The 12915-nt window shown below is 35.5% G+C and carries 11 protein-coding genes; 4 read left to right on the top strand and 7 right to left on the bottom strand.

What is annotated here, in order from left to right; translation table 11 throughout:
• Nucleotides 1-16 precede the first annotated feature (16 nt).
• Nucleotides 17-2992 (bottom strand): type I restriction endonuclease subunit R, encoded by a 2976-nt coding sequence (locus ACYVQZ_RS04835; RefSeq protein WP_461240270.1) that lies wholly within the window; start codon nt 2990-2992, stop codon nt 17-19.
• Between the two features lie 403 nt (nt 2993-3395).
• On the opposite strand from ACYVQZ_RS04835, the gene ACYVQZ_RS04830 reads away from it, so the two are divergent.
• The 3 genes from ACYVQZ_RS04830 to ACYVQZ_RS04820 all read left to right on the top strand — a co-directional run bounded on the left by ACYVQZ_RS04830 (nt 3396) and on the right by ACYVQZ_RS04820 (nt 6484).
• Complete coding sequence (locus ACYVQZ_RS04830) at nt 3396-4304, top strand: LysR family transcriptional regulator (RefSeq protein ID WP_461240269.1); 909 nt, start codon at nt 3396-3398, stop codon at nt 4302-4304.
• 189 nt (nt 4305-4493) lie between these two features.
• Nucleotides 4494-5465 (top strand): AEC family transporter, encoded by a 972-nt coding sequence (locus ACYVQZ_RS04825; protein ID WP_461240268.1) that lies wholly within the window; start codon nt 4494-4496, stop codon nt 5463-5465.
• Between the two features lie 125 nt (nt 5466-5590).
• Nucleotides 5591-6484, top strand: coding sequence for an isocitrate lyase/PEP mutase family protein (locus ACYVQZ_RS04820; protein WP_461240267.1), 894 nt, complete (start codon nt 5591-5593; stop codon nt 6482-6484).
• Between the two features lie 57 nt (nt 6485-6541).
• Here the strand turns inward: ACYVQZ_RS04820 and ACYVQZ_RS04815 are convergent, their stop codons facing one another.
• Together ACYVQZ_RS04815 and ACYVQZ_RS04810 are read right to left on the bottom strand one after the other, a co-directional pair.
• A complete protein-coding gene (locus tag ACYVQZ_RS04815; protein ID WP_461240266.1) occupies nt 6542-7477 on the bottom strand; it encodes a nucleoside hydrolase in 936 nt (311 codons plus the stop codon).
• Nucleotides 7478-7500: 23 nt separating this feature from the next.
• Nucleotides 7501-8691 carry an MFS transporter gene (locus tag ACYVQZ_RS04810; RefSeq protein WP_461240265.1) on the bottom strand — a complete coding sequence of 397 codons (1191 nt, stop codon included), beginning with the start codon at nt 8689-8691 and terminating at the stop codon, nt 7501-7503.
• 142 nt (nt 8692-8833) lie between these two features.
• Here ACYVQZ_RS04810 and ACYVQZ_RS04805 point away from each other — a divergent pair, with 142 nt between their 5' ends.
• On the top strand, nt 8834-9511 hold the full coding sequence (locus ACYVQZ_RS04805) for a Crp/Fnr family transcriptional regulator (RefSeq protein WP_461240264.1): 678 nt from the start codon (nt 8834-8836) through the stop codon (nt 9509-9511).
• A 34-nt stretch (nt 9512-9545) separates the two neighbouring features.
• On the opposite strand, the gene ACYVQZ_RS04800 is transcribed toward ACYVQZ_RS04805, so the two are convergent.
• The 4 genes from ACYVQZ_RS04800 to ACYVQZ_RS04785 are packed head-to-tail and all read right to left on the bottom strand — an operon-like array spanning nt 9546 to nt 12645.
• A complete protein-coding gene (locus ACYVQZ_RS04800; RefSeq protein ID WP_461240263.1) occupies nt 9546-10361 on the bottom strand; it encodes an energy-coupling factor ABC transporter ATP-binding protein in 816 nt (271 codons plus the stop codon).
• Complete coding sequence (locus ACYVQZ_RS04795) at nt 10336-11223, bottom strand: energy-coupling factor ABC transporter ATP-binding protein (RefSeq protein WP_461240262.1); 888 nt, start codon at nt 11221-11223, stop codon at nt 10336-10338. Before ACYVQZ_RS04795 ends, ACYVQZ_RS04800 begins: the two co-directional genes overlap by 26 nt.
• On the bottom strand, nt 11220-12014 hold the full coding sequence (locus ACYVQZ_RS04790; RefSeq protein WP_461240261.1) for an energy-coupling factor transporter transmembrane component T: 795 nt from the start codon (nt 12012-12014) through the stop codon (nt 11220-11222). Before ACYVQZ_RS04790 ends, ACYVQZ_RS04795 begins: the two co-directional genes overlap by 4 nt.
• 31 nt (nt 12015-12045) lie before the next feature.
• A complete protein-coding gene (locus ACYVQZ_RS04785) occupies nt 12046-12645 on the bottom strand; it encodes an ECF transporter S component (protein ID WP_461240260.1) in 600 nt (199 codons plus the stop codon).
• Nucleotides 12646-12915: the final 270 nt, after the last annotated feature.

Below are 12915 nucleotides of genomic sequence, written 5' to 3'. Positions count from 1 at the left end.
CACAACGACAAAATATCTACTTCAATGTTGCAAAAAATTCTGTAATTTCATGCTCAAAATCTGCAGTTCCAAAGAACCCAATATCTTGTTCTTTTTCGATTAACTGTAATTCTTCATTTAATTTTGGATTATCCAGCAGTGAAACCCCTGGCAAATATAGATCATAGGCTTCAATAATTCGGTTGCCATTATAATTATGGTTTGCAGACCAGCGCCGGATTTTCAATTCTTGCTGATCCGTACGCACTTTAATTCTAGCTGCTTTCAGTGTTTCGGTATTAAAGTGTTTATCGACATTACCTTTTTCAATTTCATCAAGGATTTGATCAATTTCGCCACGACTGTCATCACTCATTGGAATGATGTGTTCCTCAACTGCTTTACGGTTATTTTCAGTGGTTTCGTCAATATAGGTGTTAATTAATTCAACCAATCTGTCATAATCAATAATCTCTGAGTTCACAACGTCGATAGAAATGGCAATATTTGTCAAATCAACTTGTTTCTCTGGAGGTAATGATTCGTTAACATCATTAAATCGAGCCTGCATAGCACTGAATTGATTAGAACTATCCAAATTCAATTTAACCGACTCACCAGTTGATTCATCTCTATAATCTTTGTCTGTTCCAAATTGATAACCTTGTTGTACCAATCTTTGTACTTTCGAATTAACGTCAGCGGCCAATGTCACAAATTCGAATTTTTGTTTTTTCGATCTTGGTGTTTGTGAAAAATCATCTCCGGCAATTTCTTTTAGTCGATCAATCTTAGGATTCAAATCTTCAATTTGCTTTGAAATTTTTGGTGCCAAAATATCATCACTGAATAATTCTTTTTGTTCAGTTTTATCGACAATTTTTTCCGCGTCTTCCAGAGTATCGTTACCACCCTTTGTGTAAATAATAAGTGCCTGCTTGACCTTTTCTTCCATTGCTTCACCTTTACGGTAGAAACGCACTTTACCATATGGTTTTGCATCTTTATCAATTGTTCGATTAGTTCGTGACATTGCCTGAATTAGTGGCCCTTCTGAAAGTAATTTGTCCATATAGATAATGTTCACAAACTTCGAGTCAAAGCCGGTCAATAATTGATCTGAAACGATAATCAAGTCAAGGCGGTCTTCATCACGACCCTGATTATATGGCTTCTTTCGAGCAATGCGACGCGTTACATCATTAAGGTATGAACGTTCTGGATCCTTATCTTGTAAAAAACTTCTTAGATTATACTGAGTAGAATAATCTTCCATTGCATCCTTTAATGATTGCTGTAAATCTGACGTGCCAACGCCATTACTTTCATCTCGAGAATATGTTAATGCAACTCTAAAATCTGGAGCTAACTGTTTAAACAAATTGTAATAAGCCACAACAGCTTGCTTTCCCGAAACTGCAAGCATTCCTTGGAATTGATTTGGCTTTCTAACCCCCATCTCAATTGGCCCACCGGAGTTTTCATTCCAGTGTTTAATAATGTCTTCAGTTACGGATTGCCGGAATGGAATGCTTGTATAAACTTCTGTCTCGTGTTCTTCAAAGTTCCAGTCTTCACGAGCTGCCACTACATCTGGTGAATAATATGTCACATCAAATCCTAATACGTTTCCGTCGCCAATAGCATCTTTAATTGAATAACGGTGCAATCTTGGACCAAAAACGTCATACGTTGAAACAGATTTAGAAGTTTTAATGTCATTGGTTTCATCACTATAAAAATTTGGCGTACCAGTAAATCCAAACCAAGAAGTCTTAGGGAGTGCTTTTTTAATTCTGTCGACAGCATCTCCACTGGCCGATCGATGAGCTTCGTCCATTAAAATAACCATTCTATCATCGCAAACTAGATTATCTTTGACTGCTGTATCCAACCCTTGAACCGTAATCAAATAAATATTCGACGTTTGTTTATGATTTAATTCTCGCTTGAGTTCCTTACCATTAACAACTTTAATCCTATTTTTTATATGCTTGTATGCAAATGATTGAAAATTATCAAACGTTTGTTTTACTAGATCAACACGGTCCACAATAAAAAGCACATTTTTAACTTTAGGCAAAGACACCAAAAGTTGTGCAACTTTAAATGAAGTTACAGTCTTTCCAGATCCGGTAGTATGCCAGACATACCCACCTTCTTTTTCAATAAGGCCATTACTATCCATTTGTTTCATGCGTTCCAAAATAGCACGAGTTGCTTGTATTTGGTATGAACGCATAACCATCAAATTATCATTTGCTTCATCTGGAATCATGTTGACCGTTACTAGCCGATGGAGCGCTGGAATACCCATTACCTGATGGATAAATTCCATTGTATCCGTCACATCTTTACCATCGTCGTCACGCCAGCCAAAGGTGAAATCTTTATTATAGGATTCAACATTTTTTGGTCGCGCAAAATAATGGGCTGAATGCTGTGACAGCATAAATTGAACCTGAACAAACGAAAATAAACCGTGATACATGCCATCACCGTCGTATTTTTTAAATTGTTCGAATGCATTCCATTGATTTTGAAGTGATTCGTCCTTTTCTTCAATATGCGCAACCGGTAATCCATTAATTAACATCATGATGTCAATACGACGCTTGTGACTTAGCGTATTTGGTAGATGATTGAAAGTCACTTGATTGACAATTTCATATCTTGAATGGCCACCGGCAATTTCATCTCCATAAAAGATTTCGATTTCAGTTTGAGATCCATCGTCTCGTGATAATGGAATTGTTCCTAGGCCTCCGGCTCCAACTAAAATTACTTGTGCATCATATGGTGTTTTAATTTTATTAATTTCCATTTTCAGTTGTTCAAACTCATTATCTGAAAGCGGCTTATTATCCAGTCTTTTACTATTGTTTTCATTAATAATTTCTCGCCAATGATCATATAGCTTATCATCTGTGACTCCGGATAAGTCTGAGCGATAAGTCCATCCCTCATCTTTTAACTTTTTGATCACAGCTTGTTCGAATTTATCTTCTGCCATGCTACTCCTCCGCTAAAAATCTTTCGCAACATTTTTTCGAATCATTACGTATTCTATTTTATCGGTTTAGTGCCGATAGGGATAGACCTACGTGAGATTTATTTAATCATTTGTAGCGTGTTTCCAATTAATTATCAACTTGGCTCATCAAATTGTCTTGCTGTATGAGTCATTAAATTAATCATTTTAATATATCTAACTGATCAGTTAATTGAAAAATACGCTACTTTAGGCAGAATCAAAAAAATCTACTTCATTTTTATCGAAATTTACAATAAACTCCTAAAAAATTGTCAACAGATTAAGATTGACTCTTCCGTAAGATTTTCATATGATTGAGTCGAAAGAATGAACATCCACTGAAATCCCATATTTTCCCTCGGTTCAACAAAGGAGAATCGCTATGAAGCTCAATGAATTAACATACTTCGTAACCGTTGTGGAAGAAAAAAGTTTCTCAAGTGCTGCTGATAAATTGTTTATATCGCAACCTTCTTTAACTATGTCCATTAAACACCTAGAGACAGAACTCGGAAGGCCACTAATTAACCGAGCTCGTGGTGTTAAATCCATCAGTTTGACGCTAGACGGTGAATTGGTTTACATCCATGCCAAACGCATTTTGAAAGAAATTGATATTATCGTTGATGAGGTTCAGTCTAATAATCATGCTAAGGCGAAACTTGGGGTCCCTGCAATTATTGGCGCCTATCTTTTTCCAAAAATAATGCGTTTTATGGAACCGAATATTTTGGAAAACTTGGAACTCGTCGAAACTGGTTCTGCAAACATGCGTCAATTACTACTCGATGATAAAATAAACATGGCAATCATTGGAACATTATCAAAAAATGAAAATCGAGACTTTGACCGTTATCTCATCATGCAAGACAAATACGCACTCTTTGTGCCATGCAACCATCCCCTCGCTACTCGAACATCAGTATCGATTGAAGAACTAAAAAACGAGCACTTTGTTTCACTCGGAAAAAATTACCTTCAATACACTGTTTTGAAGCAATTATGTATTGATCACCACATGGAAAATAAAATTAAAAACTTGATTATTTCAAATGAGTTCGAAACTGTTAACTCACTAATTTCAAATGGTGCCGGAATCGGATTAATGACAACTTACTCTCTGGGTAATGCCAGAGGTATTACAGTTGTGCCACTCAAAGAATCAATTTATTGTTATTTTTACCTGGTCTTTAAAAAAGAAAATGAACTTAGTAAATTTGAAATTGAAGTAAAAAATGATATTTTGCGCGCTGATTCTGGTGAAAAAATTCAAGCTGAAGATGTTTTTTAACAATATTGTGAATTAATATACTAGTATTATAATTTGTCCAATCGCAACGAGCTTATAGGTTACAACTATTTTCGTAGTAACCTATAGGCTTTTTTTATATTTGAATAGAAAACCAATATTTTTCAAACTGATTGTTAGCGCTTACACTTAAATTGTGAAATAAAATACAATGAATCGAGGAGAAAAATCATGGATGTCTTTCTTTCATCAATATCCAGCGTCGTGACCATCATGATCATGATTGCGGTTGGATATATTTGTCAAGCCACTAATATGTTGAGTGAACATTTTTCGAATTCTGTTTCCAATCTATTGATGAATGTCGCTCTGCCAATTTCAATCTTTGTCGCTATGCTTAACGATTTTGATTTAAAGACTTTAGCTAAACTATCTGTTGGACTTATTTACTCAATTTTATCAACTATTGTTACTGTTCTAATTGCATGGTTAATGGTCAAATGGCTTAAAGTTCGTAAGGGTCGTCGCGGCATTATGATCATGGGAATTACTGCTCCAAATACATTATTTATCGGTGTCCCGTTAAACTTATCCCTTTTTGGTGAATCATCAATTCCTTATGTGCTTGTTTACTATGTTGTTCATATTTTTCTTATTTGGACGCTTGGTGTTTATCTGATTGCTATTGATGATCCAACTGGCGGTGAGGGGAAAGTTAAATTCGATTGGCATAATTTATTGCCGGCACCTGTATGGGGCCTGATTATATCGCTACCTTTCGTTTTCATTCCTGCCCTCGGAAAATTCATCAAAGGTATCGATTTCGTAATGACATCGCTTACTGATCTAAGTGGGTTAGTAACACCTCTTGCATTGATTTATATTGGCATTATGTTACGCAAGTTCGGTATTTTGAACATGCGTTTTGATAAAGATGTGATCTGGACTTATATTGGCCGTTTCATCTTTGTTCCGCTGATCACTGCATTATTAATATATGTTGGCAACGCCAACTTCATGGATATTGGAAATGCATTTACACAAACTTTGATTATTCAGGCTGCGTTACCAGCTCTTGCTGTTGTGCCGATCTTGGCAGATAAGTTTCATGGTGATGTTAAGTTTGCAACAAACATCGTTGTTTCCACATCTGTTTTATTCATTATTGTTGTACCAGTCGTCATGCTTTTAATTAATTTATAATTCATCGGAGGTGTAATCATGTCAATCATTTTTTTGAATTGTTTAACCCACCAGGAACGATCTCCGGCGCAGTTAATAGCACTGATCAATTAAACTAACATACTAAAAATTAAAGGAGAAACATCATGGAAAATGAAATGGGAAAGAAGTTAAAAGCACGTTTACAAGAGTCAGAAGTTTTAATTGCTCCAGGTGCATATGATCCGCTGTGTGCAAAAATTATTGAAAAGGCTGGTTTTGAAGCTGTTTATATGACCGGATATGGTACTTCCGCCAGTGTACTAGGTGCCCCCGACGTTGGTTTATTAACAATGACTGAAATGCTCGAACGAGCACAGAATATTTCTGCAGCAGTCAACATTCCAGTAATTGCAGATGCTGATACCGGGTATGGTAACGCCGTGAACGTTATGCGAGTAGTTAGATTATATGAAAAAGCGGGTATTGCTGCAATTCAACTTGAAGATCAAGTTGCTCCAAAAAAATGTGGTCATATGTTAGGTCGAGAAATCATTTCTCAAGACGAAATGGTCGGCAAAATTAACGCAGCTGCCGATGCACGACAATCTGAGAATACTTTAATTATGGCTCGTACGGACGCACGAACAAACTTTGGACTTGAGGAGGCTTTGAAACGTGGACATGCTTATGAAAAAGCTGGTGCAGACATTCTCTTCATTGAATCTGTAGAATCTGAAGATGAAATGCGGCAAGTTACATCAAGTTTCGGTGTCCCTGTGATTGCAAATATGATTGAACATGGCCGTACACCAGTTAAATCAAAGAGTGAATTACAAGATATTGGTTACGATTTAGCCATCTATCCATGTTCATCGACATTCGTCGTGGCAAAAGCTATGACCGACTTAATGAATCACTTAAAAAATCAAGAAACTACATTGGACTACGAAAACAATATGCTGACGTTTGATGAGTTTACTAATTTAGCTGGTCTTCCAGAAATTCGAGCTGATGAAGAAAAATACAAGACTGGTCGTAAAAAAGAATATACTAACTAATTTAATTTGTATAAATTAAAAATATCCACTGCTCTAAGTTGAGCAGTGGATATTTTCTTATTTCAATCTACTAAAAATATATTTCTTATATTTTTGTGCGTTTAATTTGCTGCAAATGTATGCATTTGGTTCTTTACCTAAAACATTATTTACATCTACAAGCATTGAACCATAACTAGGACCCACAGCTGCATCTACTTCGCAATAATATTTATCACACTCTTCAATGCATTCCGGATACAGAGCAGCCGCAATTGCAGCTGGATCAGCCATATCAAGATACGCATCCCCAAATCGTTCTTTGTTCATTTCCATCAAGTCTTTATTAACATCAATTGTAAACTTACCAAGATCACTTTGATGTTGTAACTTATCGATATCTTCGGGTGTCAACATTGCATCACCCAAACTAGCATCCCAACCGACATAAATCAAATTTTCTAATCCTGCTTCAGTCACAATTTTTGCAGCCTCTGGATCTTGCCAAATATTAAATTCCGCAACTGGGCTGGCATTTCCACGTCCTAATCCTGCTGTTCCCATCACAACGATACGCCCCGCTTTTTTTACAGTATCCAAATCTAAGCGAATAGCAAGTGCAATGTTTGTAAGTGGTCCAATTGCAAGAATGTCAATCTCACCATCTTGACTCGCATTCAATGCTTCAAGCATTTTAATAACGCCATTTTCTTTTTTTGCAGAGAGACGTTCAGGCACAATCCCGATATCTCCCATACCGTCATTGCCGTGTGTTTCATGTGCATAAATCATGTGTCGTAGTAACATCTGGTCCGATCCGACGTAAACAGGAGGTTCATAACTACCCGCATGTTCAATTGTTGATAACGTATTTTTTGTTGCTTGCGTCACATGAACGTTTCCTGATACAGTCGTAAACATTAAAATTTCATAATTAGGATCATTTAATGCCATTGCAATAGCCATTGCATCATCAGAACCACAATCAGTATCAATAATTATTTTCTTTGTCATTTTTTGTCCTTCTTACTGTTAAATTATTCCGCATTTACGGTTAATTCTTCCGTCGTGTCCATCTTTAGAATAAGTGCTGACACCACACAGATAGCTAACATTGCTAACGAGAACGTGAATGCTGATTTCAGACCGAAACTTGCAACCACTGCTCCTGTGATCATTGGGGTCAAAAAGTCTCCGGCACCACTGGCAGTCGCAACTAACGAGCTTGCAATACTCATATGCTTGTAACCAATTCTGGTTGAAATGGCTACAATTACGCTGAAGAGCACTCCCAAAAACAGACCCGCTATAAATAGACAAACAAAGTAAGCCTGAGGTTTATTAATCATCAGAGCCACAGCAATTGCAACAAATGCACATGCACAATTCATCATTAAAACTGTTTGACTCTTAATAAACCGAAGAACAATCATGAATACAAATCCACCGATCACACAGCCAATATTGTACACAGTGAACATAAATGCTGCGTTAGAAGCTGAAACACCGATACTTTGTGCAAATGCAGCAATATAAAGTCCTAAGGCACTTGATAACGCACTAAAAGCAAAAACCACCACAAAAATAGAGATATAAGAAACGATTGCATTTTTGGTGTAAAGTGGTTTCACTGTTTCATTTTCTTTTTCATCCGTGCTACTGCTGTTGCGATCAATACGTGCAAATGGAATTAAAATTAACATTAGCACTGCAAACGCTGCCAAAACATAATAAGACAAGTAAAACGGTAATTTGCCTTTTAGAAATACCCCAATTAAAAATGGTGCGACGAATGTTCCAACACCAAATATTCCTTGACCACCACTTAATGAACCATCATAAGCTTTCTTAGAAAACGTATAACTAAGTAATACTGGTGTTGTAGCATCTTGTGAGCCCATACCCACACCACCAATAAAGGTAAATACTAGACCAGCATAGAAATTCTGAAAAATCGGGACACCTGCCAAAAATACGCCTGTTAAAAACACACCGGCAAATAAAACTTTCAGCGAACCAAGCTTTTCAACCATTTTACCCGTAATCAAAACAGTTAAAATTCTTCCTAATGCGTATGCAGATCCTAAAATAACAACCTTACTAATTGGCATATGGTACATTTCGACTAACTGCGGCATACTACTACCGACCATCACACAGGCCGCACCAGTCAGAAAATACATTGCAAAAGCTAGAAAGCCAACCAGAATCTTATTTGACGACTTCATTTATCACATCTCCTATTTTGTATTGTTAACTAAAGGGAAGTGCAATTACAATTCAGCAATAATTAACTGTTTTTAAATTATCATGGATGTATAATGTAATAAATGACAACTGTCATATTTTAATCGATGGTAGGTGCCTCAAATGACATTAAGTTACGCTGAATTATTACGTGATATACTAACAGAAAATAAAAAAATACTATCAGAAATCGAATATTCAAATAATTTTTCTATTTACTCACCACAAGATACCATTGTGGAACAACAAGAAGAAATTAAGTATTTTTATTTACTTTTAGATGGTAGCGCTTCTGTTTGGAACAAAATTTCCTGGGAAGAAGGCCAAAAGGTTGGCCAAGTTTTTCCATTGGAAATCTTGGGACTCATCGAACACTTAAATGGTATTAATTTTTATACTGCAGACGTAATTGCAGAATCAAAGTGCCTTATTTTTAAAACGCCTGTAGATAAATTCATTTCAACTATTACTCAAAACGGTGATCTTTGTTTATTGACTCTACAAAGATTTGCCAATACCGTCTCACTAAATATGACAAATGCGGAAAAAAAGACTTTATTTGAGGGCGAAGACATTCTTGGACACTTTTTATACCTTGAAGCAAAAGAACATCTACCTTATGTTTGTCCACTCACGCGACAGCAACTCTCAGAAAAATTAGAGATAAACTTGAGAACGCTTTATAGATATATTTCCACACTACAACATCATAATTATTTGCAGCTACAACATGGTAAATTAATTGTTGATCGGTCAGAATTTTATCTTTTGCAAAAAAGATATCAGGAAATTATTTTCTAGCAAAAAGACAATTAACGATTATAAAAATTAATCGTTAATTGTCTTTTTTAACGTCCTGAGCAATGCTATCAGCAATTTCATTTAAAGTCACCACATGCTTGAAAATTCCAAGTGAGTTGGATATCGCAAGCGCCGCTGGTTGCTTCACATGTGCCCTGGCTAATAATTCTTGATTCCAAAATATTTTATTTGCGCTATTTCTTTCTAAAATATGTTTTTGCTCCATCACAACTATATCGTCAAAATTTTCTGCCACGAAATCCATGTCATGTGAAATAACGACGACTGTTCTTTTTTTCTGATTCTCATATTTAATAATTCTACTCAATAACCGGTTACCAAAGACATCCTGCCCCGCAGTTGGTTCATCAAAAATAATTATTTCCGGTTCCATCGCTAACACGCATGCGATCGACACAAATTTTCTAACAGACATCGGTAAATTAAATGGGTTTTCATTCCTGTATGCCGTTAATTCTGTCTCATTAAGTGCATTTTCTGTTCTTCTATTAATTTCATTCTTTGTAAACTTGGCTAATTTCAGGCCAAAATTGATTTCTTTTTCAACAGTAGCATGAAAAATTTGATCATCTGGATTTTGAAATACATAACCTATCTTTTTTGAAATCGTTGCTGTCGACATCTGACTAGTATCCTGACCATTGATTAAAATTCGTCCAGTTTGCGGTCTTAACAATCCATTTATCAATTTTGCTAAAGTTGATTTTCCAGAACCATTTTGTCCGATGATAGCAACTTTTTCACCGGTACTAATTAATAAGTTAATATTTTCTAATGTCAGATTATTATTCTGATAGCCAAAATTAACGTTGCTCAGTTCCACATCCATCTGATCCATCCGCCTTTGCTTTCCTAATTAAATCGTTTGCTTCACCTATGGTAGTTGGTATTTTAGAAAGATTGATTCCTCTTTTTTGTAATTCATAGAATAACTTTGTCGCAGCCGGTAATTTTATACCCCTATTTTCAATAGAATCATCCGCTAACACCTTGTCAGGTGAGTCCTTGATTATTAATTTGCCATGATCAAATAACAGTACCTCATCAGCATATTCTGCAATTAAGTCAGTTCTATGATCTACTAGGATGATAGTTTTATTTGTGTCTTTCAAATGGGAAATGATTTTGTATATCATTTCTGCTGCTTCTGGGTCAAGTTGACTTGTAGGTTCATCTATTATTAAAATTTCTGGATTTAATACCAAAATTGAAGCAAACGCAACTCTTTGAACTTGACCCCCTGACAATTCGAATGGGTTTTTTAAAGCTAATTTTTCAATATCACACAGACGCATAATCTCAGAAACTCTTTTTTCAATTTCTAGAGCATTAATACCAAAATTTTCCAAACCAAAAGCAACTTCCTCGAAGACTGTATCTTTCACACCACTCAACTGAGAAAAAGGATTTTGAAAAATAAAACCAATTTTTTTTGAAATTCTTGCATCAAGTTGATCGATTTCCTGTCCATCTATTTGTACTGTCCCAACTAAAGATCCTTTATAAAAGCTTGGTATAAATCCTCTAAGCACAGCACAGAAAGTAGTTTTTCCTGCACCATTTGCCCCAATTACTCCATAAAATTTACCTTTTTCTAATTTTACATTGATATCTGCTAGAGCTGGTTTTTCCTGTTCGCTGATTGGATACGAATAACTCACATGATCACATTCTATTTGCCAATCACTCATAATAGACTCCTTCCAATCAAAACTGCACCAAAAACCATCAAAGAAATTCCAAGCGCAAGTGATTCATCCCCTGAATACTTTAATTTTACTAAATTAGTTTTAGGGCCATCTATCGAAAACCCTCGTGCCTCTAGCGCAAGTGATCTTTCTTCGGCTTCAATTAGTGAGCCAATAATTAATGGCACAATTGACGAAAAGAATGATTTAATTCTGATGTCTGGTCGGCCCTTTTGCTCAATTCCTCGTGCTTTTTGAGATTGAACAATACCTTTGCTACGTTTAGTCAGTACAGTTACCATTCGTAAGGTGGCAGCAAAAACATACACGGCACGATAGTTAAAGTTCATTTGTTGAAGAGTTGCGGTAATTTCATCATTCGTTGTTACACCAAAAAGCCAAATAAATACAGTAGCAATATTTAAAATAATGAATCCCAAAAAATAACCGTTTGAAATACCTTCTCTATGAACATTCAAAAATAAAAATTGTAGTACGAGTGGCCCATTTGTCACAGTTACGCTTTGTAGCAAAAAAATTAATAGAGAAAGAAGCACAACTGCTCGAATTTGTTTTACAACCCTATTCCATACACCACTTAAAATGATAAGTGCCAATAATAACAAAAAAGTGGGTATGAGTAAGATAGAGATTGCGTACCGAGTGTTTTTAATTGTTTCTAATATTAAAATAATCGTAACAAAGATTACTGACATTATGAATTTGACAAAAGGGTGTAGAGCAGCAATTCTATTTGATTTTTTTATTTGAATTTCATCAATATAACTATTCATCTTTCATTTTATACCTCTATTTCTTTAACATTTACCATCTAATATAATTTTCACCGTAATCAAACCTGATGAGTAGTCTTGGCGGTGTCACACGAATCACCAACCAGCAAATTGTAAATGAAATTATTCTATCTAGTAGCGTAAAAATGCCTTCAGTTCCAAAAACTGCTGTCCAAATATTAGTTCCAGATGCCATAGCAATAGCAGTAATGATCGAAGTTCCACCGCCAGTTAGGCCTCCGTATACAATCACTACAATCGGCACTGATGTCACAATTGCAGTCAATGCTAATAACAGCATTGATACAATCCATTTCCACCAGGTAGCAAACATATTCTTTTTTGCTAAATATCCAGCTAATGCGCCAGTGCAAATGTTAACAATTATAAAAGGGAAGTTCGTTGGATTGGAAATGCTCATTAAAATATTAGTTAGTGCACCTGTCAAGATACCTATCCATGAGCCACATAAAAGTGCAGCAAACAATGTTCCAATTGCATCTAGATAAACTGGTAGCTTAACTACCGTTGCCAGCTGCCCACCAACAAAGTTAACCGCGACGCTTAGGGGGATGACTAATAACGACAGAATGGATAAATTTTGTTTATTTTTACGTCCTATAAGTTTCATATTGGCTCATCTTTCCTACCAAAATGGTATAGGTTATTTAATTTCAAATAAATAGTATCACATATAGCTAGATCAAAACATGTCAGCTGTCATTTTTCTACTTTTAATACATTATATATATTGGTATAGTTCATTATTGTGTTGTTATAATGTTCCAAATACTAAAAAAGCTTCGAAATATTTATTCTTTCAAAGTTTTTTTATTCGTATATGAAATTTTTCTTCACAAAAAATGTTTAAGTAACCCTATAATTGCGTTTTTGACTTTCA

It is taken from the genome of Paucilactobacillus salsurae (assembly GCF_054784995.1).
The sequence above is the reverse complement of the archived record's forward strand: the minus strand, read 5'-3'. Positions and strand labels throughout refer to the sequence as shown.

Excerpts from the sequence above, each read along its gene's own strand:
- ACYVQZ_RS04810 (WP_461240265.1), bottom strand. The coding sequence starts at position 8,691 with ATGAAGTCGTCAAATAAGATTCTGGTTGGCTTTCTAGCTTTTGCAATG.
- ACYVQZ_RS04820 (WP_461240267.1), top strand. The coding sequence starts at position 5,591 with ATGGAAAATGAAATGGGAAAGAAGTTAAAAGCACGTTTACAAGAGTCA.
- ACYVQZ_RS04830 (WP_461240269.1), top strand. The coding sequence starts at position 3,396 with ATGAAGCTCAATGAATTAACATACTTCGTAACCGTTGTGGAAGAAAAA.
- ACYVQZ_RS04790 (WP_461240261.1), bottom strand. The coding sequence starts at position 12,014 with ATGAATAGTTATATTGATGAAATTCAAATAAAAAAATCAAATAGAATT.
- ACYVQZ_RS04785 (WP_461240260.1), bottom strand. The coding sequence starts at position 12,645 with ATGAAACTTATAGGACGTAAAAATAAACAAAATTTATCCATTCTGTCG.
- ACYVQZ_RS04825 (WP_461240268.1), top strand. The coding sequence starts at position 4,494 with ATGGATGTCTTTCTTTCATCAATATCCAGCGTCGTGACCATCATGATC.
- ACYVQZ_RS04800 (WP_461240263.1), bottom strand. The coding sequence starts at position 10,361 with ATGGATGTGGAACTGAGCAACGTTAATTTTGGCTATCAGAATAATAAT.
- ACYVQZ_RS04835 (WP_461240270.1), bottom strand. The coding sequence starts at position 2,992 with ATGGCAGAAGATAAATTCGAACAAGCTGTGATCAAAAAGTTAAAAGAT.
- ACYVQZ_RS04805 (WP_461240264.1), top strand. The coding sequence starts at position 8,834 with ATGACATTAAGTTACGCTGAATTATTACGTGATATACTAACAGAAAAT.
- ACYVQZ_RS04815 (WP_461240266.1), bottom strand. The coding sequence starts at position 7,477 with ATGACAAAGAAAATAATTATTGATACTGATTGTGGTTCTGATGATGCA.
- ACYVQZ_RS04795 (WP_461240262.1), bottom strand. The coding sequence starts at position 11,223 with ATGAGTGATTGGCAAATAGAATGTGATCATGTGAGTTATTCGTATCCA.